At 54.6% G+C, this 26,195-nt stretch carries 25 protein-coding genes and 1 pseudogene; 13 read left to right on the top strand and 13 right to left on the bottom strand.

Annotation, left to right across the window (positions count from 1 at the left end; genetic code table 11):
* Nucleotides 1-93 precede the first annotated feature (93 nt).
* Nucleotides 94-702: a TetR/AcrR family transcriptional regulator gene (locus tag HDF15_RS15975; RefSeq protein WP_221314458.1), complete on the top strand. Its 609-nt coding sequence runs from the start codon at nucleotides 94-96 to the stop codon at nucleotides 700-702.
* Between the two features lie 207 nt (nucleotides 703-909).
* Here the strand turns inward: HDF15_RS15975 and ltrA are convergent, their stop codons facing one another.
* Complete coding sequence (gene ltrA, locus HDF15_RS15970; RefSeq protein WP_260331119.1) at nucleotides 910-2,343, bottom strand: group II intron reverse transcriptase/maturase; 1,434 nt, start codon at nucleotides 2,341-2,343, stop codon at nucleotides 910-912.
* 665 nt (nucleotides 2,344-3,008) lie between these two features.
* Nucleotides 3,009-3,791, bottom strand: coding sequence for an AraC family transcriptional regulator (locus tag HDF15_RS15965; protein ID WP_221314457.1), 783 nt, complete (start codon nucleotides 3,789-3,791; stop codon nucleotides 3,009-3,011).
* A 102-nt stretch (nucleotides 3,792-3,893) separates the two neighbouring features.
* Here HDF15_RS15965 and HDF15_RS15960 point away from each other — a divergent pair, with 102 nt between their 5' ends.
* The gene (locus tag HDF15_RS15960) at nucleotides 3,894-4,664 is read left to right on the top strand and encodes an SDR family NAD(P)-dependent oxidoreductase (RefSeq protein ID WP_184257276.1); all 771 of its coding nucleotides are present in this window, start codon (nucleotides 3,894-3,896) and stop codon (nucleotides 4,662-4,664) included.
* Nucleotides 4,665-4,881: 217 nt separating this feature from the next.
* Here the strand turns inward: HDF15_RS15960 and HDF15_RS25555 are convergent.
* Nucleotides 4,882-5,019 (bottom strand): annotated as a pseudogene (locus HDF15_RS25555) (SDR family oxidoreductase); the annotation flags it as partial.
* A gap of 185 nt (nucleotides 5,020-5,204) precedes the next feature.
* On the opposite strand from HDF15_RS25555, the gene HDF15_RS15950 reads away from it, so the two are divergent.
* The 6 genes from HDF15_RS15950 (at nucleotide 5,205) to HDF15_RS15925 (ending at nucleotide 11,004) form a co-directional block, all read left to right on the top strand.
* Nucleotides 5,205-5,816: an HAD family phosphatase gene (locus HDF15_RS15950; protein WP_184257272.1), complete on the top strand. Its 612-nt coding sequence runs from the start codon at nucleotides 5,205-5,207 to the stop codon at nucleotides 5,814-5,816.
* A 328-nt stretch (nucleotides 5,817-6,144) separates the two neighbouring features.
* On the top strand, nucleotides 6,145-6,654 hold the full coding sequence (locus HDF15_RS15945; RefSeq protein ID WP_184257270.1) for a hypothetical protein: 510 nt from the start codon (nucleotides 6,145-6,147) through the stop codon (nucleotides 6,652-6,654).
* Nucleotides 6,655-6,788: 134 nt separating this feature from the next.
* Nucleotides 6,789-7,928 carry a TDT family transporter gene (locus HDF15_RS15940; RefSeq protein WP_184257268.1) on the top strand — a complete coding sequence of 380 codons (1,140 nt, stop codon included), beginning with the start codon at nucleotides 6,789-6,791 and terminating at the stop codon, nucleotides 7,926-7,928.
* Between the two features lie 68 nt (nucleotides 7,929-7,996).
* Nucleotides 7,997-8,971, top strand: a complete 975-nt coding sequence (locus tag HDF15_RS15935; protein ID WP_184257266.1) for an MBL fold metallo-hydrolase — start codon at nucleotides 7,997-7,999, stop codon at nucleotides 8,969-8,971.
* A 331-nt stretch (nucleotides 8,972-9,302) separates the two neighbouring features.
* Nucleotides 9,303-10,556: a hypothetical protein gene (locus HDF15_RS15930; protein ID WP_184257264.1), complete on the top strand. Its 1,254-nt coding sequence runs from the start codon at nucleotides 9,303-9,305 to the stop codon at nucleotides 10,554-10,556.
* On the top strand, nucleotides 10,543-11,004 hold the full coding sequence (locus tag HDF15_RS15925; RefSeq protein ID WP_184257262.1) for a RidA family protein: 462 nt from the start codon (nucleotides 10,543-10,545) through the stop codon (nucleotides 11,002-11,004). Before HDF15_RS15930 ends, HDF15_RS15925 begins: the two co-directional genes overlap by 14 nt.
* 309 nt (nucleotides 11,005-11,313) lie before the next feature.
* On the opposite strand, the gene HDF15_RS15920 is transcribed toward HDF15_RS15925, so the two are convergent.
* Complete coding sequence (locus HDF15_RS15920; RefSeq protein ID WP_184257260.1) at nucleotides 11,314-12,057, bottom strand: DUF2490 domain-containing protein; 744 nt, start codon at nucleotides 12,055-12,057, stop codon at nucleotides 11,314-11,316.
* A 26-nt stretch (nucleotides 12,058-12,083) separates the two neighbouring features.
* Nucleotides 12,084-13,673: an MBL fold metallo-hydrolase gene (locus HDF15_RS25550; RefSeq protein ID WP_221314455.1), complete on the bottom strand. Its 1,590-nt coding sequence runs from the start codon at nucleotides 13,671-13,673 to the stop codon at nucleotides 12,084-12,086.
* Between the two features lie 162 nt (nucleotides 13,674-13,835).
* On the opposite strand from HDF15_RS25550, the gene HDF15_RS15910 reads away from it, so the two are divergent.
* The gene (locus HDF15_RS15910; protein ID WP_184257258.1) at nucleotides 13,836-14,744 is read left to right on the top strand and encodes a LysR family transcriptional regulator; all 909 of its coding nucleotides are present in this window, start codon (nucleotides 13,836-13,838) and stop codon (nucleotides 14,742-14,744) included.
* Nucleotides 14,745-14,761: 17 nt separating this feature from the next.
* Here the strand turns inward: HDF15_RS15910 and fabF are convergent, their stop codons facing one another.
* Complete coding sequence (fabF, locus tag HDF15_RS15905) at nucleotides 14,762-16,027, bottom strand: beta-ketoacyl-ACP synthase II (protein WP_184257256.1); 1,266 nt, start codon at nucleotides 16,025-16,027, stop codon at nucleotides 14,762-14,764.
* Between the two features lie 51 nt (nucleotides 16,028-16,078).
* Between fabF and HDF15_RS15900 the strand changes: the two genes are divergently transcribed.
* Complete coding sequence (locus tag HDF15_RS15900; RefSeq protein WP_184257254.1) at nucleotides 16,079-16,255, top strand: hypothetical protein; 177 nt, start codon at nucleotides 16,079-16,081, stop codon at nucleotides 16,253-16,255.
* A gap of 163 nt (nucleotides 16,256-16,418) precedes the next feature.
* Here the strand turns inward: HDF15_RS15900 and HDF15_RS15895 are convergent, their stop codons facing one another.
* Entirely contained in the window at nucleotides 16,419-17,129 is a 711-nt protein-coding gene (locus tag HDF15_RS15895) for a hypothetical protein (RefSeq protein WP_221314454.1), read from the bottom strand.
* Between the two features lie 664 nt (nucleotides 17,130-17,793).
* On the opposite strand from HDF15_RS15895, the gene HDF15_RS15890 reads away from it, so the two are divergent.
* Both HDF15_RS15890 and HDF15_RS15880 read left to right on the top strand, forming a co-directional pair.
* The gene (locus tag HDF15_RS15890) at nucleotides 17,794-18,216 is read left to right on the top strand and encodes an energy transducer TonB (RefSeq protein ID WP_184257249.1); all 423 of its coding nucleotides are present in this window, start codon (nucleotides 17,794-17,796) and stop codon (nucleotides 18,214-18,216) included.
* 1,350 nt (nucleotides 18,217-19,566) lie between these two features.
* A complete protein-coding gene (locus HDF15_RS15880; protein WP_184257245.1) occupies nucleotides 19,567-20,157 on the top strand; it encodes an NADPH-dependent F420 reductase in 591 nt (196 codons plus the stop codon).
* Between the two features lie 27 nt (nucleotides 20,158-20,184).
* On the opposite strand, the gene HDF15_RS15875 is transcribed toward HDF15_RS15880, so the two are convergent.
* The 6 genes from HDF15_RS15875 to HDF15_RS15850 all read right to left on the bottom strand — a co-directional run bounded on the left by HDF15_RS15875 (nucleotide 20,185) and on the right by HDF15_RS15850 (nucleotide 24,956).
* Nucleotides 20,185-20,835 carry an RNA polymerase sigma factor gene (locus tag HDF15_RS15875; RefSeq protein ID WP_184257243.1) on the bottom strand — a complete coding sequence of 217 codons (651 nt, stop codon included), beginning with the start codon at nucleotides 20,833-20,835 and terminating at the stop codon, nucleotides 20,185-20,187.
* Nucleotides 20,836-21,349: 514 nt separating this feature from the next.
* Nucleotides 21,350-22,027 (bottom strand): hypothetical protein, encoded by a 678-nt coding sequence (locus tag HDF15_RS15870; protein ID WP_184257241.1) that lies wholly within the window; start codon nucleotides 22,025-22,027, stop codon nucleotides 21,350-21,352.
* A gap of 11 nt (nucleotides 22,028-22,038) precedes the next feature.
* Nucleotides 22,039-22,905, bottom strand: a complete 867-nt coding sequence (locus HDF15_RS15865) for an alpha/beta hydrolase (RefSeq protein ID WP_184257239.1) — start codon at nucleotides 22,903-22,905, stop codon at nucleotides 22,039-22,041.
* A 55-nt stretch (nucleotides 22,906-22,960) separates the two neighbouring features.
* The gene (locus tag HDF15_RS15860) at nucleotides 22,961-23,692 is read right to left on the bottom strand and encodes a hypothetical protein (protein WP_184257237.1); all 732 of its coding nucleotides are present in this window, start codon (nucleotides 23,690-23,692) and stop codon (nucleotides 22,961-22,963) included.
* Between the two features lie 40 nt (nucleotides 23,693-23,732).
* Nucleotides 23,733-24,020 (bottom strand): hypothetical protein, encoded by a 288-nt coding sequence (locus tag HDF15_RS15855; RefSeq protein ID WP_221314453.1) that lies wholly within the window; start codon nucleotides 24,018-24,020, stop codon nucleotides 23,733-23,735.
* A gap of 39 nt (nucleotides 24,021-24,059) precedes the next feature.
* Nucleotides 24,060-24,956: an NmrA family NAD(P)-binding protein gene (locus HDF15_RS15850; RefSeq protein ID WP_184257234.1), complete on the bottom strand. Its 897-nt coding sequence runs from the start codon at nucleotides 24,954-24,956 to the stop codon at nucleotides 24,060-24,062.
* 169 nt (nucleotides 24,957-25,125) lie between these two features.
* On the opposite strand from HDF15_RS15850, the gene HDF15_RS15845 reads away from it, so the two are divergent.
* Nucleotides 25,126-26,067 carry a GlxA family transcriptional regulator gene (locus HDF15_RS15845; RefSeq protein ID WP_184257232.1) on the top strand — a complete coding sequence of 314 codons (942 nt, stop codon included), beginning with the start codon at nucleotides 25,126-25,128 and terminating at the stop codon, nucleotides 26,065-26,067.
* Nucleotides 26,068-26,195: the final 128 nt, after the last annotated feature.

Below are 26,195 nucleotides of genomic sequence, written 5' to 3'. Positions count from 1 at the left end.
TATCCTCCTTGGGACTGTCCTGTTATCCTTAAAGAGCAACGGAACAATGTTCCGATATTACCGGAACATTGTTCCGCAAGCAAGGGAAGCATCTTGAAAACAGCGTCTACCCGCGCGCCGAAGAAGAGCACAACAACGAAGCTGCCGCCGGTGCGTGCGCATGCCAAGCAAAACCTCGCAGCTCTTCTCAGTGCTGCAGCCGAGGTGTTCGCGACGTCCGGCGTGGATGCTCCTGTGCGCGAGATTGCGGAGCGAGCGGGCGTTGGTTTAGGAACCGTGTATCGCCATTTTCCGCAACGCTCCGACCTTATCGTGGCGGTCATGCAGTCGCATGTGGAAGCATGCGCGGACGCAGCCGCGGTGTTCGCAGGCGAATATGAGCCGGAGGAAGCGCTGGCCCGCTGGCTCCACCGCTTGATGGATTTTGTTGGGGCAAAGCGTGGCCTGGCGGCTGCACTGCACTCGGGCGATCCCGCCTACGCAGCCCTGCCTGGGTACGTGATGGAACGTCTGGGCGGTGCACTTCGTGAGTTGCTCGACGGTGCCATCGCCGTTAAGGCTGTCCGCAGCGATATTGACGCAGAGGAACTCTTATGGACGGTGGCTACGATGTGCCGCGGACCCTATGGAGAAAAACCCACTTATGCGGGCAAGATGGTCGATGTCCTGATCGACGGACTGCGTTACGGTGCGAATCCCTAGGAACAGCTCACTTCCAAGGCGGCAGAGTTTTAGTTCCACCACTTGCCGCCTTGTTGGGAGTACCGCGCTCGATAACCACTCAAATGAGAGAACAGGCCGAGTCGTCTTTCCGGAGGTATTTGTCCTCGAAAAGGTCGCGGTAGGGACGATCATTACTGATCGCCCCCCGCACAGATCCGCACGAGCGCTTATTAGCGCATGCGGCTCCTATCTCGGATTGGCGGCGAAGCGGTCAAGGGGCCAAGGATGCATCACGCGAGGTGTAGGAAGCCATTGTGCGGCCAGCTTGAGGCGACGGACCCAGGCGTACCGGTGTCGTTGACTACGTCGCTTCAGCGCTTGCCCCCAGTAGCGGAGCACGCGTTCCCGGAACAGCCCGAGGCTATCGAGATTTCCGGGCACAGCGTAGTAGTTGAAGTACCCCTGTACAACTGACCTGAGCCACGCGCCGGTCTGAGGCACGGGATCATGCATGCGCATCCTGAGTTGCTGCTTGATCTCCTGCAGCTTCTTTCGCATGCGCTTGCGGATCGTCATGCGCCGCACGGCATAAGACCCGTTCCCGTTCTTCCCGCTGATATGCGTGAAACCAAGGAAGTCGAAGGTCTCCGGCTTGCCTTCTCCTCTTCGTTTCCGGTTCTGTTCGGCATACCGCCCGAACTCTATCCGGCGCGTCTTTTCCGGATGCAGCTCCAGTCTGAACTTCCCCAGCCGTTCTTCCAAGTCCTTGCGAAAACGGTCTGCGTCCGTATCCCACTGGAAGCCAAGGACGATGTCGTCCGCATAGCGGAGAACGATCACCTCGCCTCGCGCACACTTCTTGCGCCAGACGTCCACCCAGAGATCGAACACATAGTGGAGATAGATGTTGGCAAGGAGTGGTGAGATCACCGACCCCTGCGGAGTACCTGTCTCCGTATCCGACCATTTCCCGTCCTCCATCGCCCCGGCCTTGAGCCATTTCTGGATCAGGCGCAGGAGGCGTCGGTCGGCGACGCGATGCTCGACGAACTTGATCATCCACGCTTTATCGAGGTTATCGAAGAAGCCCTGGATGTCGGCATCAAGTACGTAGTTCACCTTCCTTTTCACGAGTGCGTAAGACAGCGCATCCAGCGCTTTATGCTGACTGCGCCCCGGACGAAAACCATACGAGAAGCCAAGGAAGTCCTCCTCATAGATGTTATTGAGGATGGTGACTATCGCGTGCTGGACGATCTTGTCTTCCAGTGCGGCGATCCCGAGCGGACGCTTCCGTCCGTCGCCTTTCTCGATGTAAACCCTTCTCGATGGAAGTGCCCGATACGCACCGCGATGCACCCGGCTGTGCAGATCGGCGAGCCGACCCTCCAGCCCGGTTTCATACTCCTGCCACGTCATTCCATCTACGCCGGGTGCAGCCTTGCGCTTCAGAGAACCGAAGCTGCTCCTTAGCAGATCGATTGTGACGTGGTGGAGCAGAGCGGTGAACTTCCTCTTCTTGTGTTCCCTTGCTGCTTTCCGCACACCCGCCAGCCCCTGTGACACGCAAGCCCCGCTCTGTGTCGGGCGCGTGCTGGACTGATGGGTGTTCTCCTTGATCAGCGGCCTTCCCTCCTCACTCTCCGCCATCGACTGCTCGATTTTGTTCGAATGATTCATAGGTACTATGCCGCTGTCCGACTCCTCGGGGACGTTCATGCGGATATTGCGGCCTAAGCCTTCACCCGCCGTCCTGCTGGTTGGCAGCAGGCGTCTCCGAGGTCTCCCGGTTCTCGTGCATGAAGCTTCCAGGCGTGTCTGGGGTCTACGACTACGCAGGACCGGACAGGAACTCGCGATATCGCTCCCGCCCGTGTTGCCTTCCGCCAATGCAAAAGCGTCAGCGTCCTGATTGCATCTTTTCGGAGCTCAATACCCAGCCCACCTGTACCCCTGTTTACGCTTCGCCGCACACCTCGCGGTGTGCAACGCAAAACTCGAGGCCGAGCGGTTCGCTACTCCTTTCTCGTGGGACTCTTTCATTCCCTGCTTCATGCCGGTTTATCCCGGCGCACCGCATCGTCGATTTGGCGTTTGTCGAGAAGGCGAGTCGACGTGCCGTTTGGTCTGGCATCACCCGAAGACAGATGACAAGAGCAGCGTCCATCGGGAACTGCCCTTCGCTGTTAGAAGGATTCGCTCACAAATTCAGCCAACGCACGTACGTCACGGCGTGGCGGGCGGCCATACATCCGCGCATACTCGCGGCTGAACTGTGGAGCACTTTCGTAGCCTATTTCTGTTGCGACTGTCTCAACGTTTGAACTGTTTTCGAGCATGAGCCGTCAAGCCGCCAGCAGGCGTAGCTCCTTTTGATATTGCAGAGGACTCATCCCTGTTGTCGCTTTGAAGTGACGATGGAAGGTTGCAGAACTGATACAAGCGATGGAAGCCAGTTCATCGACCCGCACCGCTTCCGCAAAGCGTGTCTTCAGTTCGTGAATCGCGGCGATCAATCTGTTCTCGCGGCTGGATGCTACGACTGTGTGTAGGAGCTGTCCTCCGCCAGAGCCCGTTAGCAGCCAATAGAGCGGCTCGCGGTACAGCCTAGGATAGAGCAGCGGGATGGCTGTCGGCGTCTCAAGCATACGCATCGCTCTGCTTAGGCAATCCAACGCCTCTGCGCTGAGATCGACGACGCAGACACCCGCAGGCGAGGCCGACGAAGCATGTGTCTGGCTCTTCGGCTGCGATGACATCTGCTCTACAAGTTCATGCAAAACAGCCAGATCGAGAACAAGGACGAAACCTAAAAAGGGGTCGCCGGGGTTTGCCTGAGAGACAGCGCCGCGTGACGGCATTTCAACGGTGACAACCATTGCCTGTCCGGCGTTGTACACATAGCGAACGTCGCCAAAAGTGGCCCACATGCTCCCTTGTATCGCGACGCAAAGAGCAGGCTGGAAGAGCCGGTAGCTGGGAAGCTTCGGCTGATCGGAACGAAGGACCACGAAGCCCTCGATGGCGGTCGGGTAGGGGTTCGTCGTTGCGCACGATTCCGTGTAGCGGCCCAGCGCCTGCGCCAGGTTGTCGAGACTTTGCGCTCTCCTGTTCTTCGTGGCACCCATGGAAGATCAGTGTACGTGAGAGGAATAGGCAAGAAATTGCGAAACCAGGCCATTCCGCATCGCTCTTCGGCGGCTTAGTTTGGAAGAGGATCAGGAGGAACCATGTCACTGGATCAACAAGGAAAGATTGCTATCGTCACTGGAGGAAGCCGAGGCATCGGTCGCAGCACCGTGGAAAGTCTCGCACGGGGCGGAGTGAACGTGATCTTTACGTATCACAGTCATCGCGAGGACGCGGATGCGGTCATTGCTGCAGCTAAGTCTTTTGGCGTGCAGGCATTTGCGCTGCATCTCGATACCAGCAAAGTCAGCGAGTTCGAGGCTTTCGCTGAAAGCGTGCGCGGCGTGCTCGCCGAAATAGGGGCGGAGCGCTTCGACTACCTGGTCAACAACGCGGGCAACAATCATCGCAACATGCCCTTGGAGAGTGTCACCGAAGAAGAGATGGATAGCATCTACACCGTCCATTTCAAGGGCGTGTTGTTTCTGACGCAGACGCTGCTGCCTCTAATGAAAGATGGTGGCCGGATTGTCAATATTTCGACCACCCGCACTCGCCTTTCGAGTCGTGGAGGAGCTGCGTACGCCTCGATGAAGGGAGCCATCGACGTTCTTTCGCGACACATGGCGACCGAACTAGGCCCGCGCCGCATCACGGTCAATGTCGTCGCACCCGGTGCAGTTGCAACGGACTTTAGCGGCGGCATCGTGCGCGACAACCCCGAGGTAAACAAGCTAGTCGCCAATCATACGGCTCTAGGTCGTGTGGCTGGCCCGGACGACATTGGACCAGCAATCGCTGCGTTACTGTCTGACGATAACGGCTGGGTCAATGGGCAGCGCATAGAGGTGAACGGTGGCGTGAAGATGTAGCGTCTCCGCAGCGCTACGGTCCGGTAGAACCTTCATGAAGGCCGGATCGAAATGATCGGTAACGGGAACTCAGCCTGGATTACAGATCCAGATCTCGACTGGTAAGAGCAGGCCAATGCACACACGGATGTCGACGATCTACGGATAAGCGCATTATTGCTGACGTCTGTGGTAAGAGAATGGGTGCGTCCAAAGCCGCGACGCACCCACCAACACATTAGATCTGGGCGGCTCCGCCATCTACAGATATTCCCGCTCCAGCGATGTAGCTTGCATCTTTCGAGGCTAGGAAAGCTAAAGCCTTGGCAATCTCCTCGGGCTGGGCGAGACGACCCAAAGGGACTTGGGCCACTAGAGCGCCGTGCACTCCCGCTTTGAGATCCTCGGGCACGAGATCATTCCCACACACCTTTCACAGACGAGAGCAAGGCATCCAAACTACAAGCCCATTCCAAACCGTTATCAAGGCATGTTTAATATTTCATAACTTCCATTGCGTAATATTTTCTTCAACTGGTGTATTCCATATATATGGAAAGGTTGAAGCAAGACAGCGTACTGACCATGCTGGCGAGCCTCAGCTTCTCTGCCATGATTTTTGATTGCGATGGGACGTTGGTTGATACTGAAGCGATTCATCTAATGGCCTTTCACGAGGCATTCGCACAGCGGAACCTGGTTATAGAAAAGACGTGGTACCTAGATCGAGTTGGCATCTCAGCAACGGCCTTGCTTGAGGCGTACGAGTCCGAAGTAGCTAAAGTTCCAATCGATAAACTTGGGGTGATCGCAGATCATGATCGCATTTATGTGCAAAATGTGTCACTGATTCACCCAGTTCCTTGGGTAGCCTCCATCGCAAAGACATGGAAAGGAAGAGTTCCTCTTAGCGTAGCGTCTGGTGGCAGCCGACGAAATGTTCGTGCGACTTTGAAGAGCGCCGGACTATGGGATCTTTTCGACTACGTGATAACCGCTGATGAAGTAGAGCACGGGAAACCTGCCCCAGACCTATTTTTGTTTGCGGCAAAACGGATGAATGTTCTGCCGATGAAATGCGTCGTCTTCGAAAACACGGAGGAAGGCTTGGAAGCGGCTCGGAGAGCGGGCATGCGAGGTATCGATGTTCGGGAAACGATATCTCTGCCTTGACCATCGATCCTTCGGATCACGGATGAGGCAATTTCCGGATGCAGATGGGGGAGCTCTTTCTATCAATGGATGAAGAACTCAACAACGCGCATGCAAATGATCGATGGGTTTAGGGACGGCTGGATCGAAGTTCGATGGCGGCGAAAAAGACTCGCTCGAAAGCGAGACAACATTAGAAGTCGTGTTTGCGCTCGCCGGTTGAGGCGCAAAGTACAGAAGGAGATAAGAAATGACAAAAAGAAACTACTGGACAATCCTTGCCTTACTTGCTTTGTTTTCGACAGCGTTAGTGTCGGCAGCCCACGCACAATACAAGGAGAAGACACCAATGAACGAAGCACTTACTTTCAATGCAGATGGCGCAAAACGTAACCCAGATATTCATTGGCCTCATGGCTTTCATCCGGAACAGGCCGAACTCTTCGCGCATAACGAGATCGTAATCCACGCTACGTGCGAGACGGTCTTTACTAACCTTATCGATGCCGAGAAGTGGCCTTCGTGGTATTCGAACTCGAAGGACATCAAGTTGCTGAACAGCCCGGATGGCAAGCTTGGCCAAGACACGCACTTTACCTGGGAGACGTTCGGTGTCCCCATCTCCAGCCGTGTTCATGAGTTCGTTCCGGATAGTCGTCTGGGATGGTTTGGCGACGGACCTGGCATGAGCGCCTACCACACGTTTCTTCTCCTGAAGACTGAACACGGTTGTCATGTGGTCACTGAAGAAGTGGTAAAGGGTCCAGGTGCAATCGATTTCCGTAAAAATCAGCCGAGCGAGATGCACGACAAGCACCAACTCTGGCTTACAAGCTTGAAAGAACGCGCTGAGAAGTAGCCTCTTCGAGGCCGACAGCCGCTGCGCAGTTTGCCTCAGACAAGATGGATTTCAGCGTCGCACTATCCTTCGCTCGGAAAAAACACTGTTACTTCCGATTCGCCATCATCGCAGTTGGTACGGGAGCGTGCGCTATGAATGACCTAAATCGTAAACACGAGATGGTACGACAGTTCACGCCCAATTGGTTTACGGCAACTATGGGCACAGGCATCCTGGCGCTCGCACTAAACCAATTGCCGATACACATCATCGGGCTGCATGTTGTTGCCCAATGTCTGTGGTTCCTAAATATTGCACTCTTTCTGCTTTTCAGCATCCTCTACTTCGCCCGGTGGGTGGCATATTACGAGGGGGCGCGCAGAATCTTTGGGCATTCTGTGGCGTCGATGTTCTTCGGCGCAATTCCGATGGGTCTCGCGACCATCATTAACGGATTCGTGGTCTTTGGTATTCCTTTGTGGGGCAATTCGGCTTTGCAAGCAGCTCGCTTCCTCTGGTGGGCTGATGTTGTCATGGCCGTCGCTTGCGGGGTGCTGATTCCTTTCATGATGTTTACACGCCAGGAGCACAGTCTGGAAACAATGACAGCGCTGTGGCTCTTGCCGATTGTCGCTGCTGAAGTCTCAGCTGCGAGCGGCGCGTTGCTGGTACTGCACATGCCAGATCCCCATGTTGCTTTGAGAATAGTGATAATCTCCTACGCGCTATGGGCCTTCTCCGTGCCCTTGGCGATGAGCGTCCTGGTCATTCTGCTCATGAGGCTCGTGCTGCACAAGCTACCCCCGAGTGATATGGCAGCAACGGGCTGGTTGGCGATGGGTCCTATCGGTACCGGCGCGCTCGGCCTGATCCTTCTCGGCTCCGATGCGAATCAAATTTTTCCTGCGGCCGGTCTACCAGGCATTGGAGAGGTAGCCTTTGGCCTGGGCGTAATCGGAGGCTCCATGTTGTGGGGATATGGTCTCTGGTGGTTATTGATCGCACTTCTCACGACCAGACATTACCTGCATCATGGAATGCCATTCAATCTCGGATGGTGGGGGTTCACGTTTCCGATCGGAGTTTATGCGATAGCTACGCTCGCGCTGGCGAAGCAGACCCATATCGGGTTCCTGTTCGTCGTGGGAGGAGTCCTTGTGGCGGGTCTCTCGTGTCTATGGCTGACCATCGCAACCCGAACGCTGCACGGGGCGTGGCGAGGACACCTCTTCATTTCACCCTGTCTGGTTCCAGGCTCGATCCCGGAAGATCGCATTATTGAGCCCATATAAGGACTGCTCGGACCAAAGGACAGAGAGACTTCTCCCTCTCTTCTGTTTGATAGGAAAGTTGGCACACAATGACCGTTCCCGAGTTTCGCATAGGTGATATGAGGATTGTTAAAGTTCACGAACTCGACTTGAACGATTTTGCGGCGACACAGCTTCTGCCCGGGCTCGATCCGAGCGTCTTAATGAAGCATCCAGAGCGAATCGATACAAGTACCTATAACTCTGAGACCGGCCGCGTCTTCATGAGCGTTCACACCTGGGTCGTGTGGCTTGGAGGTAAAGTTATCCTGATTGATACAGGAGTTGGCAACGATAAAAATCGTCCAACCTTGAAGGTCATGGATCATCTGCATACTCCATACCTTGAGCGGCTGGCGGACGTCGGCATACAGCCGGGGGATGTTGATTATGTCTTGCTAACCCACATCCACTCCGATCATGTGGGTTGGAACACGCGGTGGGATGGTGATCGTTGGATCCCAACCTTTCCCAACGCCACAGTGATCTGCTCGGATCTCGAGTGGCGATATGGAGCAGCTTTGACCGCGGGCGATGAGAAGGCTATAGCGGCAATCAGAGCGGAAGCCGGCTTTGGACCGCCGGTACGCATTCCGCTCCCCGGTGTTTTCAGCGATAGCATGGCCCCGATTGAGGCGGCCAGCCGGCTACAAGGCATCATCGTCGATGGCGACGAGGTACTCGAAGGAATTCGATTTCTATCGACTCCAGGTCATAGCATTGATCATGCTGCCATATCGATTACGTCTCGGGGTGCCGAGGCTATTTTCGGCGGCGATGTGGTGCACCACCCCTTCGAGTGGTGCGAACCGGATCTTGTTTCTATCTTCTGCGAGTTCCCTGAAGCTTCCAGACGATCTCGTCGATGGCTTGCGCGCCATCTCATAGAGAGAGACGCCACTTATTTCAGCAGTCATTTCCCATTTACATCATTTGGGAAAATCTCCAGAGCCGGCGAGAACTTCGGGTGGCAGTTCCTCGATTTCACTGATTGTGTGGAGGGAAAAGGAGTGTTGGAGCCATGACTAACTTTGCTCATCGCACCTATTCAGATGACTAAGCAGCCGTTCGTATTTCGAGAGGTAATACCGATTGAGGGCGAATACCCACGTAGGTGGACGGCGCCTTCTTCATACCTCTGCGGGGACTCTCTTTTGTGGCAATTATGTTCATCCTTCCGCCACCGTTCAGAGCGGTGGTTAATCCAACTTCATTGATCGGAGTTTGTACGTCATGTCTCGATTCGTTTCCTTCCTAAGTCGGTTTGCCCTTCTGGTCCCGCTATATGCGCTGGCTCAACAGCAGCCATCTCTAAGTGGCTTCGTTACAGATCCGGGCTCTCCTGAGACATTCACAATGAATGGCATTCGCGTCATATGCACATCGACTACGGGGTATGTGAAGGTGAACGCAGCTGGAAGCGTAGACCGCAGTGGGGAAGGCAAGACTTTTGACACCAGCGAAAACACCGGGGGGAAGAGTTGTCCTCAGCACTTTCTCGGGGAGAGCGTTACAGTTTTTGGTCTACTTGATAAAAAGACAAATACGCTAACGGCGACTCGCGTCGAACAGAAAAGTTTTGTAGGCAGCAGCGTCGTCGGCTTTGCTGTCATCGACCGGATGTTGACGGAAGAACGTGCTTCTGACGGCGCGGCAATGCTAATTGTACGAGCCGATGGATACCGGATTGCCATTGCAAAGGCTACAAAGAGTACCTTCAATCCTCCAATGGTTGGTCTTGGAGAGGTGCAGACAAATGTATGGATACGTTACTCCGGTCGGCTTCGAGCGGACGGGACGATCCTTGCCGACGAGGCTGCCTTTTCAAAGAACGACATCGCAAAGCAGGAAGAGAGGCTACGCGACAAGAATGAGTTCGACCCGTCGGCAGTCGATGAGGAAGATCGTCAACGCCATATCAGCAAGTCTATTCACGGACTCGATGCACACAGAATTCCCGCCTACCACGACGACGCCATGCAGCAGCGGGTCGATGGGATTGGTACCCGTCTAATCCCCACCTTTCAGCGCATGCTGTCGGAGGGAGATCCCAGCAAGCTCAACTTCAGGTTTCAATTGGTCGATGAGAAAAAACTACGCGATGGCATTGCGCTGCCCAGCGGGATCATTCTTGTGCCCTATCAAGTCGTTTTGCGACTGCAGAACGATACACAACTCGCCACCGTACTAGCCGACGGCATTGCCACAGCGATAGAAAAGGAAGGCCTCCGAGAATTACCCGCTAAGGAAAGAATGAAGGCACTTCAAATCGCAGGAACAGCGGGCGGAGTCTTCGTTCCCGGCCTGGGGTTCGTCACTGGCTTCGCCAATCACGCCATGAAGAACAATATGGACCGCCACGCTGAAGCACAGAGTGGAAGAGTCAGCCTGGGTTTCCTTCACGATGCGGGTTTCGATATCACACAGGCGCCCGTAACCTGGTGGTTGCTTGCCTCTACGAAGCCGAAGGATCTAAAAGACATCAAGATGCCTTTTCGCGCCAGCGCGCTTTACGGCATATTGGGTACTACGTGGCGACAGCAACCAATACTGACGGCTAAGTCTTCTACACGTTTGCACGCGGCAGAAGGAACACATGAAAGTCACTGAGCATTTGGCACAACTAGGGCTGGAACTGCCCGTACCGATCACGCCACTCGGCTCCTATAAAACAGTCGCAGTCTCGGGAAACCAGCTATACGTCTCTGGACTCGGTCCGTTTGAAAACAACAGGCCGATTGTAGGCGTCGTCGGGAAGGACGTTTCGCTGGAAGGGGCGCAACGGGCCGCACAGCTCACAATGCTGATGATTCTAGCCTGTATCCACCAGACACATGGCCTGGACAATATTGATCGGTGCCTTCGATTGACGGTGTATGTGCGAGCAGAGCAGTCCTTCACTCAACATCCTCAGGTCGCTAACGGCGCCAGCGATCTCTTGCTCGCATTATTCGGAGAAGATACTCTTCCGGCTCGCAGCGCGGTTGGTGTACACACGTTGCCGATGGGTATTCCGGTTGAGATTGACAGCATCTTCGAACTGAAGCGATCATCCTGATCGACGGCAGAGGTATCAATATCAGTTAAGCGCACATAAGAAATACAGAGTTGTACTCGCCACAGTTTACTGAGCAAACCAGCTTTGGGTATCCATTACGCGCTCTAGTTTCCCAGAAGTCGAACGATAGCGGCGTGCAACTGAACCTGCCGCGTTGATGCAGCTTGCGCTCGAAGAGCGCGGCGAGGTGTTTCCAGCTATTCGCTTTCTATCCACTCCAGTCGTAGCATCGATCACGTCTTTATGTTTTGTAACAAATTGAGCGTTAATCCCCGTTCGCCGACGGAACATGCTATCGAGAGGCTGAAATCATCGTAGCCTCACATTGAGGATTATTCCGAGCGTGTTGAGATCGCCTGGCCGGCTGTGGCCGTCGGTTTGGTGGAGGAAGTATGGCTCAACTGCGAGCCTCTCGTTGAAGGATTTGTGAAAGCCCACAGCGACACGATTCCGCTGCCAAGCGGCAGTGCTGGAAAAATAAAACAGTTCATCCCAGGCGAATACAAAGTCTCGCTTGCCTGCAACTCGTCGTTCAACCCGTAAACGGTTTCCGTAAACCCAAAAGTTATCGCTACCACTGAGGACGGCTACAAAACGATTGCGATCGTCAATACGGAATTCGCGCTTCGTCACATCGACCGTTGCTGCTAAAACCGGATTTTGACCATAACCCAGTGTCTTTGCCGGTTGATCGAACCGGTAAAAGTAGTAAGAAGGAGTTATAAGAAGATACTTGTTCACCATAATGTTCGCGTCTATCCCGAACACATAAATCTCAGGATTGGGGAGATCGAAGCTGAATCTCCCCTGCGAGACCAGGGTTAAATCAAGGTGCGATCCTACCTTATTGTAAATATCGAGTTCGGGCCAAACCTGATTATTCTGATGTGGCAGTTCAGCGGGAGTGGATTGGGCAGGCGCCATCGCAGCAGCAGAGCAAAGATAATAGGTCGCAAGTATGATCTGGCGTACCCAATCTCTACCGACGTTGTGCTTTTGAGCAGGCTCTCTCCTGTCTCGGTTGCAGGACAGGCCAACCGAGACATCGGCCATTCTCGTCTCGAGGAATTTCACTTGCCCTACTTGGGGTCGAGTTCTGTAACTGTCGCGCTGTAGGGTATCGGCACCCATTGGTATCCGGAACCGGCCTTACGAACGTGTCCTAGGCCGGGAAAGGAAATGTGCTCGGAACCTACGAGCAACCCCTTGTCGGAGACCAATTGCAGCTGTTGTGATCGCGTTTGAGCGGCCTGTCCGGCATCGACGTCATACTGCACCGTGACCTCGGGATGCTCGAACTGGACCTCCGAGGAATGAATGATATCGCCCCAAACCAGTAACCCATGACCTTCGCTTTGCACCAGAAATGCCGTGTGTCCCGGCGTGTGCCCCGGCTGACTGCGCGAGGTGATACCGGGAACAATCTCTCCGTTCTGTTTGATCGCCGAGATCTGTTTACTTTCCAGGTAAGGACCGACAGTTGCCCTGGATTGCTTGATGGATGTGATCCGCGCTTCAGATTCATTAGAATCGTCCTTCCTCGTCACAAAGAATTCGAGGTCGCGCTCGTCGACATAGACGGTAGCTTTGGGAAACTCTCGAAGTCCCCCAATGGAAAGACCGCCTGAGTGGTCTGCGTGAATGTGTGTCAGCAGTATCGTATCGATCTGCTCGGGGCGATATCCGGCAGCTTCTAGATTCGTAACGAGCAGGCCGCTTGTGGCTCCGAACAGTTCTCCGGCACCTGTATCGATGAGAACTAGATGAGCGCCTGTGTTGATGAGGTATGCGTTGATGGAAAGGTCAACTGGTTCCATTTCATGGTCCGCCGCATACTCTGATACGGCAATATCAGGTTTGCTGAGGATCTTATCGACGTGCCGTGGTGCAGTGCCATCCGAAAGAGCAGTGACCTCGAATGAACCCAGCATTGCACGATAAAATCCAGGCGCCTGTGATTTCGGGCTTAGGGGTTTTGTCGCATCCGACGTCGACCGGCTAAGCGCCTTTTGCAATGAGGACAGCCAAAGATCATGTCCTCTATGCATCGCGCCAGGATCTGTCTTGCGAAACTCTATTGCCCCCGATCCTGTTACGACCTCTTCTGTCACGACGCGGCAGCCTTCAGGTGTCGGGAGCAGGAGGAATGTATGGTAAGCGCTCATCCCTGTTCCATCGCCGAACCAACCAATTCGACTAGATGGGACGAACTCATGGACCCGGCTCTCGATGTGTACGCCGAAGGTGTCCCAGGAGAAGCGCGTGTCTTGGTGAAGCTTACCGTCCGAGCTGTTTAACAGTTTGACGTTATGTGAGTTCGGATACCAATCGGGCCAGGTCTGGGCATCAACGAGATATGGCCAGACGGATGAGCAGGCTGAGTGGATCAGCAGCTCATTATGCGCGAAAAGATCGGCGTCTGCCGGTGTGTGCCCCGTGGGCCAATGAATAGCGGGGGAACGTAAGGACCAATCGGGATTGTTGATTTGCGACATTTGTCCCAGAGCGGTTGGCGTGACCATCAGCATTCCCGCAGTCAGTACAGTTACGGCACATCCGAGAGTCACTGTGAATTGTTTATGGGTGGAACACATGATTTTCCTTTCTTTTGACGTGGTTGCGTTATTGCGCGGCCACGAACATCCGAAGAGACCGGACGCATCGATCAATGCTCGCTCGCAATCAAGTCGTCGCGGAAGGTGAGAGTCACCGGCATCGTTTCCGTGCGGTTTCCCTGCCAACCAGGGCATATCTATGGAATACACCCATTGAGGTAGCTATTGGGTGAAGTTGACGATGAAATGTCGACCGCGTCTTGATAACCTATTGGAATGAGTTTTGATCTGGATGCCTTACGCAGTTTTGTAGCGCTCTCAGTGGAGTTACACTTCGGACGCACGGCGGCGAAGATTCACCTCTCCCAACCCGCTCTCAGCAAACAGATAAAACGTCTTGAGGCGGAACTTGGAGGGCGTCTCTTCGACCGGACTACTGGACACGTTGCCCTAACCCCTGCCGGAGAGGCATTGAAGGAACGTGCTCGCTTGCTCATTGGCGACGTGGCAGCTTTGGAGTCATTTGGACGGCAGGCGATGAGAGGCGAGGTCGGAAATCTGCGGATCGGCTTCGGTATCGCAGCCGTTAATGACCTCTTGCCACGCGCAGTGATTGCATTTCGTAAAACGTACCCGAATGTGCTTCTTGAGATGTACGACATGCCTACCAGAAAGCAAATCGAGGCCCTTCAGGATGGAAGCATCGACCTGGGGTTCGTTAGGCTTCCGGTATCCAGCCCGCTGATAGAGACCAAACGATTGCTTAAGGAAGAGTTACTGATTGTGGTCGCGGCTGCGAAATTCAAGGAGAGAGAGGTGCCCTTGCTTAGCCTTCGAGATGAGCCTTTTGTTCTCCTTGCGCGTTCCACTTTCAGCACCCTTTATCAGCACGCGCTAAGCATATGTGCAACCGCAGGGTTCGCACCAAACGTCGTTCAGGAGGTTCAGGAACCGTTCACAGTACTAAATCTGGTTCGAGCAGGGCTCGGGGTCAGCCTGGTGCCGTCTGCGCTCCGTCGGATGAGGGTTCCGGGAATCAGATTCTTTCCTACGAACATGCCTTCAGCAGCCTGGAGGATCGGCATGGCGTGGAGGAAGGACCGACGATCTGTCGTGAATCGCTTTGCTGAGACCGTCCAGTCTGTAAATGTCGCCAGCCCTCGCTCTTCGATTACCGAAATCTAATTCATATGACGCAGACGTTATGTTTGAAGAAAACGACGGAACACCAACGATGCGTTAGTGCCACCGAAGCCGAATGAGTTCGACATTGCGTATTCCATAACTATTGCGACTCCCTTGTCGCGCACCAGATTTAGTCTGCAGCACTCGTCGAGGTGATCGATGTTGGTCGTCGGAGGAGCAGTCTGATCACGGAGCGCTAGCACTGTAATTCCAGCTTCAAGACTGCCAGCACCACCCAATAAGTGGCCGGTCATGGATTTTGTGGAGCTCACAAGCAGGGTTGAGGCGTGATCGCCGAAGGCATCAAGAATCGCCTGAGCTTCAGCGCGGTCTCCCAATGGGGTGGAAGTTGCATGAGCGTTGAGGTATTGAACTTGTGAGGGATCGATACCAGCACTTTTCATCGCCAACTCCATCACTCTCCGAACTCCACGGCCATCCTCAGGCGGAGCGTTGGTGTGGAAGGCGTCCGAGTTTGCCGCATAACCCACAAGCTCCGCCAGAATGGTAGCTCCGCGTCGTGTGGCGTGTGTCAATTCTTCTAGGAGCAGCACTCCAGCACCTTCGCCCACCACAAATCCATCACGTTGGCTGTCCCATGGGCGCGAAGCTCTCACCGCATTCTCATTGTTCGTTGAAAGAGCGCGCATGGCGGCAAAGCCAGCGACTGAGAGAGGGGTAACTGCCGCTTCGCTGCCTCCACAGATCATCACATCAGCATCGCCCCGACGGATAATATGCCACGCTTCGCCGACACCATGCGCCCCGGTGGTGCAGGCGGTGGAGCAAGTAAGATTTGGCCCCGTCGCTCCATATTTGATTGAGATTTGTCCCGAGGCCAGATTCGCGATTGTCGCGTTGATAAAGAATGGTGAGACGCGATCAGGGCCGCCCGTGAGGAGCTTGGCATGCTCCCGTTCGATCACCTCGAAGGCTCCGATGCCGCTTCCTACGTAAACGCCTGCTCGCTCTGCGTTCTCTGGTGTGATCTGAAGGCCCGCCTGGGTCATGGCGAACTCGGATGCGGCCATCGCGAATTGTATGAACCGCCCCATCTTCTTGATGTCTTTTCGATCAATATAGGTTTCGGGCGTGAAGCTCTTCACTTCTCCAGCGAACCGACACGCAAATCGAGATGCGTAGAAGAGCGTGATGGGAGCGATCCCGGAGTCTCCCCGCAATAACGCTTCCCACGTCTCCTCAGTTCCAATTCCAACCGGGCTCACAAGTCCGACTCCCGTTACGACTACCCGACGCACTGCCCTTAACTCAATTGGTTTCATGAGCGCTCCGTGCGAAGTCGCGATGCTGTCGTAGCCAGGAGTTGTGTAACCGTGAAATCGAGCGCGCTGTTGAGGAGCGCAACGTTCATCAGCCAGGTCTTCCCCTTCGAAGATCTCGGCTTCGAGGAGATGGATGAGGAGATTTTCAGGGTTTACTTTCGAGAGATCGAACCCGGCGAGCTGGACGTGACGGAGTTGAGATTCAGACCCGTGAGAGCGCTGCCTTAGCCTTAGGCTGAGATCGGAAACGACGGGTGGGAAAAAGCCAAAATTGGCTTTTCACCCTCCGTATAGACCGAAGTTGCCGAAAACCGGGACTTTGCAGGCGTTGGAGGCGTCGTAGACAGAAGCGCGTCTCTTAGGGCTCATCAAAGAGGCTCCGGCGTCGCTTTTAGCGGAGCTGCTGACTCGGACGCATAGGAGCCCGCTCGCCCTTTGGCAAGTGGATGTCATCGGGCGCGATGTCGCGGAAGACCCGCGCGACGCGCGGATCAAATTGCACCATGGCGACGAAAGAATCGACGGCAGCCCCATGAGCGCCGGCCTTCAAGGTCAGCGCGCTGCCACTGAAACCATTGGCCTGAGACGGGAGAAGCCCGAGATATTCGGTCACAAAATCGGGAAAGTCCGTACCGTCGTGCACCTTGGAAGGATAACTTTCCAGTTTGTGTTCGACGAAGTCTTCAATTTGCTGATCGGTGGTGCCAGGGCGATAGTAGATAACCAGTGACGCCTGCTGGTCGGGCCCGAAATGTTGCGCGGGCGGTTCATGCTGCCACGTGACCTTATCAAACTTCTTGAGAAATCCGATACATCCCAGGAAGATCAAATACATGGCTATGCCAGAGCCAAGGAGAGCAACTCCGGTGGAACGGGTGCGCCAGTAGATCATGAGCACGGTGCCGGTAACCGCAAAGAAACAGCCGAGCAAGAAGACCATTGCGAAGCTGTATGAAGCAGCGTAGCCGAAATCTATATGGGCACAGTCTATCGCCGCCCATATCGCGAATCCGATGCTTGCTCCGACGATAACGCTTGCTGCGATCCAACGCCGTCGCTTCTGAGCCTTACTCAAAGGTACAGCTGCTTCAAAAACAGGCATTCGCAAGGTTAGCAAAGAACGACTGCGAAACGAAGATTTCGGCAACTTCACAAGGCAGGCCATGGAAATGACAGAGTATGGAAAGCATGGAAAGCCATGAAGCCGGCTTTCCACCCTTCCCACACTCTTTGGAAATCCCTTCAGGATTCCCACATTACCACGGCCTCGACGGCGGGTTAGGTCTTTAGGAGCAATGGCAAAGACCAGCCACAACCTCAATTTAAGCCCTCAACTCCGCAAGGGACTTGTAACGGATGTCCTCGGTCCAAAGTGTAACGGATGTTCCGGTACACTCATCCCTCAGCAGGCTTGGTCACCTTGCTTCAGCGCGAAGCGCAGAAAGTGCTTTTGTAGTTGTTCTTGGGGTGGGCGTTCCGGGCGGGAAAGGCCCGCAGAGGAGGGTGCCGGAAGACGGCAGCTCCATCGCCGGCTGGAGCAGAGAGGAAACGTCCTCCCCCTTTGAGTAAACGTGACCGTCGATCTGTCACGCTAAACTAGCGTTTGGAAGGTGTCTTGTGACTCAACAGTTTATCTCTCCGCAGGAATACGAAACGCTTCCCCGAAAGTCGGACCTGTTTTTTGCGAAGTTGCTCAAAAGCTGACTTTCGAGGAGTAGCCTCAGGGAAATCGATTTATACTCCGTTCATTCTGTGCGAGGTGAGCGATGAAGCTGCGATTGTTCTTACCACTTTCAGGAATGCTGGTTCTCATCCTTAGCATCACATCGCTATTTGCAACGGCTCAGGAGAAGGTATGCAGTTCAATGACCTTCACAGAGGCAGCGGAACCACTGTATCCGCCAATTGCTCTTGCGGCTCACGTTGAAGGTCCAGTCTTCCTGAAGGTGAGCTTCTTAAGTGATGGAAGGCCGAGTGAGATCGCCGTTGTGAAAGGGCGGGACTTCCTGCGTTCTAGCGCCCTCACCTATGTCCGAGGCTGGCATGCGAATGTTGATGCACCCACAAGAGTGTGTATCGTGGAGTTGGACTACAGGAGGCAAAATGAAAAGAAGAGCCTGCCCCGGGCACTTCGAATAAGTTCGACGCACGTGTTGATCAACGCACCCCAGATGTTGATTGAGCCGTAATCCCTACAGTCGTTGAAACGCTCCCTGGAAACGGCCGTTGCGGCAACTCCGGACCGATCTGGACATCAGAAACCCCGAAGTTGCAGAAATGGTGACTTTCGGGGAACCGATGCTTCGTCAGTCCCCTGGCGATGGACCACTTGGATAGGCTGTTAGCCTTGGATACCAGTGCCTTCAATTTATATAAGCAAGCTTTTTCATGAATTACGCGACGAACTACTCTCGGCAATGCACGTTGCGGTCGAGCGTGAAGTTCGGGCTGGAAAGCCGGTGGACGTGAACCGGCTGTGGCGAACCTTTTCTCGTGCGGCCGCAGGTAAGATGGCCAACCCGGTGGAAGTCTCCGACCGCTGCGTGGAAGCAGAGCGGCCAGTCGTGAAACGGGGCAGGCCGGACAATTCTCGCGAGAGTTGACCTGCACGCGTCAAGGCGAAGAACCTTGAAGACAGCATTATCGGCAACTGACGTTCACGGGCTCTGACATTTGCCGAAAAGACGACTTTTCGGCAATCATCGCGGATCAACAAAAGCCTCGGGTACTGGAAATGATTTCGCTTCGGTACCGGGATACTCGGAATTTGGTAGCCAGTGTTGCGTTGCGCTTGATCCCTTTGATCTGAGGGTTAAGTCCTCGCGCCATTGAAAAGAGCCTGATGACACCTTCGAACGTTGTCAATTTGATTGACAGAAAGCGTGGGGAACGGCGTGCGATCTACCTTAGGAAGCGCCTTCGTCATCTGGGTTTCGGTGCTGGCTCAACATTCAGGAATGGAATCTGAGACGTCCGCCTAAGGCCTCGAACTTGCCGAAAAGATGACTTTCGAGGAACCTCAAGCTTCATTGAAGACCTCGGGCGGAAACAAGAACAGGCCCCAAATGAATGGGACCTGCCAAAGTATGATTGCCTAACGCCGACGAATTATATGAACTGCTTCGATGAAGTCCGCCACGATTGCACTTAGCATTTGGGCAGTCGCGGGTATCGTGCTCGGGCATTTCCTCAGCTGATTTATCGGGACGGTCCAATGATCGTCGGCAGCATCTCGGGTCAACTTTCTGTGACCGCCGCGACCACATCGCACCATGTTCGCGAACTCGCGAGGGCCGACCTCATCTCTGTGACGAAAGATTGCCAGTATCGCTTGCTGACGGGCCGCCCTTCGACATGGCGGGCCTATCCTTCCAAACTTTCGAATCTCGCTGGCGATGCACCGCCATCCCAAGACTCACTCCAAATCGCAGTTGCCGAACATACTTGTATCTCCGGGCTTCCGTGTTGAACCTTGGGTCAAATCCAGGCTGCGTTTCCGATCAACACTTGTACAGACCTCATCAGAAGGAGAACTACCAATGACAATTGGAATGATTGGTGCAGGATCGGTAGCGATGGCATTTGCCCGTTACCTGTTGGCTTCGGGGCACGAGGTTGAGCTCAGCAATAGCCGCGGCCCGGACACCCTTGCGAGGCAGTTGAGTGAACTCGGTTCGCGTGCGCGGGCTGTCACCGCTGCCGAGGCTGCCTCCAACAACGTTGTCCTCTTGGCGGTGCCGTGGGCTCGAATTAGAGAGGCGCTGTCAGGTCTTCCGCCATGGGACAACCGCATCCTGATTGATGCGACCAATCCCTACATTGTCGGAGGGTTGGAGAATCTGCATGGCCGCGCCTCAAGCGACATTGTCTCGGAGCTGGCACCCGGAGCAAAGTTAGTGAAAGCGCTCAATACCTTGGTGGTGGAGAACTTCGAGTCAGGAGCGACTGTGCCTGGTGGCCGGCGAGTCGTATTTATGTCGGGAAATGACCATCTCGCGAAGAAGCAGTTTCGCAGTTTGCTGTCCCCGGCGGGTTTCGCCATCGTCGATCTGGGAACTCTCCAGGTCGGAGGTCTTGTGCAGCAAGCCGGCGGCCCGCTGGTTGGACCAGACTTCGCTGTGATGACGTAGGAAATTCTTTTGCTGCCCGCTGCCCGGCTACACGGCAACCTTCAGCCGCGAGTCGGACCGCTTTTCATGGTTGATAGGCCGCATTTTCTCGGAGAGTTTGACCCGCGCTCGCAAAAGCCGGGATTTGGTCGCTGCAATGGAGAGTCCCGTAATCCCTGCGATCTCGGCCACCGAATGATCCTCCGCATGGCGAATTTCGGTAACTTTGCGCAGGTTGGCCGGCAGACGACGGATGGCGAGCCGTAAGAGTTCTGAGGTCTCACTTCTTTGAAGCGCCACCTCTGGGCTCAATGGAAGGCTCCAGAGAGGGTGATAGCGGTGGACTTCTCCCTCGGTCAGCTCATCCGTTGAGTAAGCAGGCATTCGATTGCGCTTCCGAATCGCCATCAGTGCGGTATTAATCGCGATCCTCGTTAGCCAGGTCGAAAACTTCGACCTACCGTCGAAGCTGGCGATATGGAGATAGACGCGAACGAACGACTCCTGCAGCGCGTCCTCGGCGTCTTCATCATTCTTGAGAATCCGCCGCACGACTCGATACGTCATCGTCTGGTGTCTGCGGCACAGTTCCGAGAACGCGGAATCGACGCCTTGTTTAGCCAACGCAATCAGTTCCTCGTCTGGATCGTCCAACCTAATCGACTTCGAATCCTCGCTGCGATGCGCCAATGTGTCCATAGCAGTTCTCCCTCCGATGACGGAGCGGAAATTCAGAGTCCGTCCCGTTCTTCGTGAGTCGACTTTGCGGTGGTCTGTCAGAAGCGAAGATCCATCGCGGGTCTGTCGTTTAAGGCGACTCTACCGAGCTAGATGTCGGAGGTATTGCCGCTTCCACTCAGATTTGCTTAAATCCGGCACTGCTTCTTGAGACCTACCTCCTTTTGCCATCTAGCCTGAGTGGGTCCCGATGGGCGGTGTTTATTGTCTTTGAGAGGGGGAAGGTCCAAGAGGAGGTCCCTCTTTCTGCACCTTCCCTTTTACTGCCTGCGGCGCGCCCAACTCAACACAAGAGCGTTTTGTCGGTAGTGATCCCGTCCACACCGCTTAACGAGTGCTCAATGAGTGCATTGGCCTATTGTCGTCATTTGACCGGTCCGTTTCCGATCCAGCGTGGCCCGTTGGCAAACATGAATTCAGTCAAGTCGATATGTGGAGACTTATGGGTTCTGCGCTCGTTTGCTCGCTTCGTCATCTATGGCCGAGTGTAGCGCATGGTCCATACAGCTTCGTCCCCTTCGCGGTATTCTTTGCCATCCCAAGGGGTTCCGCAAACATGCAGGTAAGCAAAGGGAGTGCCTGCAAACATTACCCAGGCGCCGTTATCGCGAACCGTAGTTGGAAGCCCGTACTCCTTTGCATCAAAGGGCCACGTAATCATCCAGTGGGGTCCGATTGGTATAGCGGGACTCGTCTTATCGGACGGGTCGGTGTTACTCCTCTGCGTCGCTCCGCAAAGCATGTAAATCATGCCTGGAGATTTATTCGTCGGCGTAGGTTTGCCCTGCATGGCATCCATCATCCATAGCATGCCCATTGGGTTCATGCACATTGGCGGTTCGCCGATTTTATTCTCGTTGCCAGGCACACAAACCCATTCGTTGGTACCTTTGGCCAAGACCGTTAGTGTCCCATCGGCTCCCAGTTCGGCGACCGTCGCATTTCTGGTCACTTGTTCAGGGCCGGAAAGTCGCGCTCTTGTGATTCTTGGGTCTTCCGCTTGGTCACGCATTTGTTGGCCTTTCGTTTTTGCGGTCAGAAGATCGGAATAGGTCTCCTTCGACAGAACCAAACTTCGACCGGGACCGCTGCTCAATGACGCCGCAGTCCCGATCGCAGCAATGACGAAATCTCTCCGGGTTCTCATGTTCACGCCCTGACTGTTTAATCTTGGCCGCCAGCGACCGCAGGAAGGTGCCCATCGATCCAGCTCTTGATATCTAGGATGACCGACTCCTTGTCGATGTCGTTGAGAAGATCGTGAAAGCCACCTTCGTAAAGTTTTAGAGTTTTGTCGGTGGAACCGGCCATGTCGTAAAAATGCTGGCTGCCGCTTGGCTTCGTGTTCTTATCAAGAGTGCCATGTAGGATCAGAACCGGTAGCGTGATCTGAGAAAACTCCCTCTTGAGTCGCTCGTCGGCCCGAACCATCGCGGCCATCGTTTGGGTTGGCTGAGTCTCATGTGCAATAAGTGGATCATTATCCATTGCCTCAACGGCTTTCAGATCACGAGAGAATCTCTCATTTGGAAGATGCAGGATATGCGCGTGTGGCGCGACATGGCTCAGTCCCTTGAAAACCGCGAGAGCAAAATCGGGAGCAGGTAACTCGTGGGCAAAGCTTTCGCAGATTAGCCCGGTCAGCTCGGCCTGGTGATCGAGAGTATAGAGGCATGCAACAACGCCGCCAGCACTATGACCGAGCAAGAACGTGGGGAGACCCGGTTCGCGCGACTTTACAACCGCCATAACCGCTTCCACGTCACGCACGTAGTCTTCAAAGGCCTCGACATAAAAGCGTTCGCCGTCCGAATTCCCGCGGCCTCGTAGATCCACGGCGTATACAGCCAGACCATCGGCAATGAACTGTTCGGCGACCCATTCGTAGTAACCGCTGTGGGAGTTGAAACCAGGGACGATGACGACTATCGCATGAGCCGCGCCGTCCGGATGCCACAAGCGAAACGATATTTTTAGGCCGCCTTCACCGTCGACCGTTTCTTGATTTGTTGTAGCCAGACTTTGCTTCATAGCACGCTCCTTAAGCGAGATTTGTAAAGCTGATTCTCGACCTTCAAACGGATGCCTACCGCGATCCCACTCGGGCTCGTGGCGCATCGTCCGGACTTGTTCCATTCGTCGTGCGAAATCGACTGCCGATAGCACGTATTGCAAGCAAATGCAGAACGACGGCAAGCGGTACGAAGAATCCTGGAATCAATAGAAACGGAAATGTACTTATCATTCGATCGGGAACTTCTGAGTGGATCAGATGGAGTGGTCCGGGAGCTGTCAGTATGGCGCGAGTCACAACATTCAGTAGTGCGAGAAGCCCGAGGATGTTCCAAGCACTTGCGAATCTGAGCCCCCATCGCCCACGTGTGGACAACCATGCGCTTACGGGTGCCGACAGTCCTATATAGATGTCGATGTTTGCTCCAGCGAAGGTCATCATCCTGGGTACCAGGCCCTCGATCCAGAGTTGATGCAGGAACAACTCCACGCCGATGCGAAAGCATTGCGTGCCCAGGATTAGCCAGAGTGGAAAGGCTAGTACGGCCTGTGCACTGGCAGACGGTCGCACAGTGAAAAAGATGAGGAACAGAAGAACAGGACCGACGACGAAAGCGATTCCCGGCGGACGCATCTCTGAATTCTTGAGGATGCCGAAGTGTGCCATCAGGCCGGCGTAGAGAAACCATATGAGGAGACCAGCCAGCAAACGGACTGCGGCCCGACGATTGATGTAACGGTCAATCATCGCGACGACGAACATTGTGATCAGCGCCACGAATCCGAGAAAGAGTGCCGAAGTCATCTGCAATGCCTCATTCCTGATCTAGCGACTTCTTTGTGCATCATTGCAATTGTGGAGTCATCAACATACCGAGAGGCAGCAGAGGTCCTATCGGCATCAGCTCAAAGGTCAGCAGATTGGCTTGTCCGAGCGGCAGGCTTTTGAGAAGCTTGTCCGCCTCGTCGACCGATTCCACACTCATCAGGAAGATAACGCCGACCTCTTTCTCTCTCAGCCAGAACTGCTCCATCTTCCCGTCGAGATAGAGTTGCAATGTCGCCGGAACCTCTTTCGGTAAATATTGCTGCCGTTGTTCCTGCGAGAGAGGCTTCAGTGTGCCGACTGCCATTACCTTCATAATTTCCTCCGGTAGATCAAGGCTTGAAGATTATTGGTGTTCGGCCACGGGTGCGCGAAACAGCGCTTCGTTCTTGACGATGTAATCCATCATCTCCAGTGGCTCTCGGCCGGTGAGTATCTTCACCATGTCGTTGGTTCCGGAGAAGACTCCGTCCAGGCAATCCTGGCAGACGTATCCCATGTGCTGTTGGAAGTAGGGCGTAAATCCCAACTCTTTCAGCAGAATCTTGAACGCTTCGATCTCCATGGGAATGTAGGTGATTTTGTTTCCCAAGACCTGCGTGAGCATGTCTGCAATTTGGTACTGGCTCAGTTCCTTCGGACCATAGAGCGGATGGGTCTTTCCGGCGTGCTGGGCTGGATTCTTGAGGATGGCGGCGATGACTCTGCCGAGGTCTTCCCCTGCGACAGGGGCGTACCGGGCATCGCCAAATGCGAGAGGGAGTATCTTCTTATCCCGGATGGCACCTGCCATATACATGATCCATTCAGAAAATAAGGTCGGACGCAGATGGGTGACCGGAACTCCTGAGCGGTCGAGCAAGCGCTCAGCGATCCAATGATTCTGAGCCGCGTGACTCTTAGCAGATCTTCGCGCTGAGGCCTGCGACATATTCACGATGGCACCAACCCCTTGTTCGAGCGCGGCCTGCGCAAAGAAGGCGGTAGCCTCCAAGAGGCCGGGTACCTGAATGGGATAGACAAAATAGGCCCCGGTTACTCCTGTCAGCGCCTCGCTGACCGCTTCGAAATCCGAGAGATCGCCTTGTACAACCTCGACGCCCTGGGCACTGAGTTGCTCTGATCGGGCGTCTCTCTTATGAACGAATGCTCGAACGGGTATCTTTAGCTCCAGAAGCATTTCGATGGCACTACTACCCGTTGCTCCCGTTGCTCCGGTAATCAGAATCTTTTGGTTTGACATGGGTTTCTCCGTTCAAGGAAGGCAAAGAGCAAGCGACGTTTTCTTATCGCCCAGACCACCAATGCCTAAACGAACAGTAGCTGAAGTGTCGACGGCCGCTGGGTCAGATAGGCAACGTTTTAGGACATTCGAGTGTGCAGAGGCATAGACTGAGCCTGGAGCAAATCGAATGCACAAAGTCGGTTTTATTGTGTTTCCGGGATTTTCGCCCATCAACTTTGCCGCCACGAGCGTGTTCGAAACCGCAAACTGGCAAATTGGGAAGCCGGAGTACCAACTCACTCTTCTCTCAGAAGATGGCGGTCCGATCGCCACGTCCCTCGGGTCGCAGATTCAGACGGTCTCGTTCAAACGCCGTGCGTTCGACACGATCATCGTTGCCGGCGGCATCGAACCCCCAATCGCTACGCAAGGCTTGGCGAAGTATCTTCAATCGGCTATCCATCGGAGTCAGAGAATAGCTTCCATCTGTACGGGGGCGCTGGTGCTGGCCGAAGCGGGATTACTCGACGGTCGGCGAGCTACGACTCATTGGAACGCTGCAAGAGAAATGAAGCGCCGCTATCCAAGGATTGCCATGGAAGAAGATCGCATCTTTATCGCCGATGGACCGCTATGGACATCCGCTGGCATGAGCGCGGGCCTCGATCTCGCCCTGGCGATGGTGGAGAAAGATCTTGGTGTGGAGATAGCTCGCGCAGTTGCGAGAACATTGGTTGTCTATCATCGGCGTGCAGGCGGGCAGTCTCAGTTTTCGACGCTGCTCGATCTCGATGCAAAATCCGATCGCATACAAACTGCTCTGACGTATGCCAAAAAGAATCTTAGCTCGCCTTTATCAGTAGTTACCTTGGCGAAGGCGGCGTTTTTGAGCCCTCGGCAATTCAGCCGAGTATTCCGAGAAGAAACAGGTCGGTCCCCCGCTCAGGCAATCGAACGGCTGCGCGTAGAATCTGCTCGTTTGATGATGGAAGGCGGACGCTTCTCCGCTGAGGAAATCGCCAGGAAGAACGGCTTCGGCAATCGAGAGCGCATGCGACGGTCATTCCGGCGGGCGTTTGGATATTCTCCGCAGGCAATCCAGCGCAACATAGCCGTCTCGATGCAATAGCGATACCGGCGATGCATCGCTGGCCCGGAGGCAGCGGGAACGTGGGTGCAGGGAGAAACCGAAGCGGTGTCTTCCTGCGCGATTTTAGGAAGCATAAGAAACGAGAGGCGGCTATCCGCCGCCCCCCC

Origin of the sequence: Granulicella mallensis, assembly GCF_014203225.1 — a bacterium.
GTDB lineage: Bacteria > Acidobacteriota > Terriglobia > Terriglobales > Acidobacteriaceae > Granulicella > Granulicella mallensis_A.
This window is presented reverse-complemented; position numbering and strand designations above follow the sequence as displayed.

Excerpts from the sequence above, each read along its gene's own strand:
- HDF15_RS15850 (WP_184257234.1), bottom strand. The coding sequence starts at position 24,956 with ATGTCAAACCAAAAGATTCTGATTACCGGAGCAACGGGAGCAACGGGT.
- HDF15_RS15940 (WP_184257268.1), top strand. The coding sequence starts at position 6,789 with ATGAATGACCTAAATCGTAAACACGAGATGGTACGACAGTTCACGCCC.
- HDF15_RS15865 (WP_184257239.1), bottom strand. The coding sequence starts at position 22,905 with ATGAAGCAAAGTCTGGCTACAACAAATCAAGAAACGGTCGACGGTGAA.
- HDF15_RS15890 (WP_184257249.1), top strand. The coding sequence starts at position 17,794 with ATGAAGCTGCGATTGTTCTTACCACTTTCAGGAATGCTGGTTCTCATC.
- HDF15_RS15945 (WP_184257270.1), top strand. The coding sequence starts at position 6,145 with ATGAACGAAGCACTTACTTTCAATGCAGATGGCGCAAAACGTAACCCA.
- HDF15_RS15880 (WP_184257245.1), top strand. The coding sequence starts at position 19,567 with ATGACAATTGGAATGATTGGTGCAGGATCGGTAGCGATGGCATTTGCC.
- ltrA (WP_260331119.1), bottom strand. The coding sequence starts at position 2,343 with ATGAATCATTCGAACAAAATCGAGCAGTCGATGGCGGAGAGTGAGGAG.
- HDF15_RS15845 (WP_184257232.1), top strand. The coding sequence starts at position 25,126 with ATGCACAAAGTCGGTTTTATTGTGTTTCCGGGATTTTCGCCCATCAAC.
- fabF (WP_184257256.1), bottom strand. The coding sequence starts at position 16,027 with ATGAAACCAATTGAGTTAAGGGCAGTGCGTCGGGTAGTCGTAACGGGA.
- HDF15_RS15930 (WP_184257264.1), top strand. The coding sequence starts at position 9,303 with ATGAATGGCATTCGCGTCATATGCACATCGACTACGGGGTATGTGAAG.
- HDF15_RS15920 (WP_184257260.1), bottom strand. The coding sequence starts at position 12,057 with ATGGCCGATGTCTCGGTTGGCCTGTCCTGCAACCGAGACAGGAGAGAG.
- HDF15_RS15925 (WP_184257262.1), top strand. The coding sequence starts at position 10,543 with ATGAAAGTCACTGAGCATTTGGCACAACTAGGGCTGGAACTGCCCGTA.
- HDF15_RS15855 (WP_221314453.1), bottom strand. The coding sequence starts at position 24,020 with ATGGCAGTCGGCACACTGAAGCCTCTCTCGCAGGAACAACGGCAGCAA.
- HDF15_RS15860 (WP_184257237.1), bottom strand. The coding sequence starts at position 23,692 with ATGACTTCGGCACTCTTTCTCGGATTCGTGGCGCTGATCACAATGTTC.
- HDF15_RS15935 (WP_184257266.1), top strand. The coding sequence starts at position 7,997 with ATGACCGTTCCCGAGTTTCGCATAGGTGATATGAGGATTGTTAAAGTT.
- HDF15_RS15960 (WP_184257276.1), top strand. The coding sequence starts at position 3,894 with ATGTCACTGGATCAACAAGGAAAGATTGCTATCGTCACTGGAGGAAGC.
- HDF15_RS15910 (WP_184257258.1), top strand. The coding sequence starts at position 13,836 with ATGAGTTTTGATCTGGATGCCTTACGCAGTTTTGTAGCGCTCTCAGTG.
- HDF15_RS15895 (WP_221314454.1), bottom strand. The coding sequence starts at position 17,129 with ATGCCTGTTTTTGAAGCAGCTGTACCTTTGAGTAAGGCTCAGAAGCGA.
- HDF15_RS15875 (WP_184257243.1), bottom strand. The coding sequence starts at position 20,835 with ATGGACACATTGGCGCATCGCAGCGAGGATTCGAAGTCGATTAGGTTG.
- HDF15_RS15965 (WP_221314457.1), bottom strand. The coding sequence starts at position 3,791 with ATGGGTGCCACGAAGAACAGGAGAGCGCAAAGTCTCGACAACCTGGCG.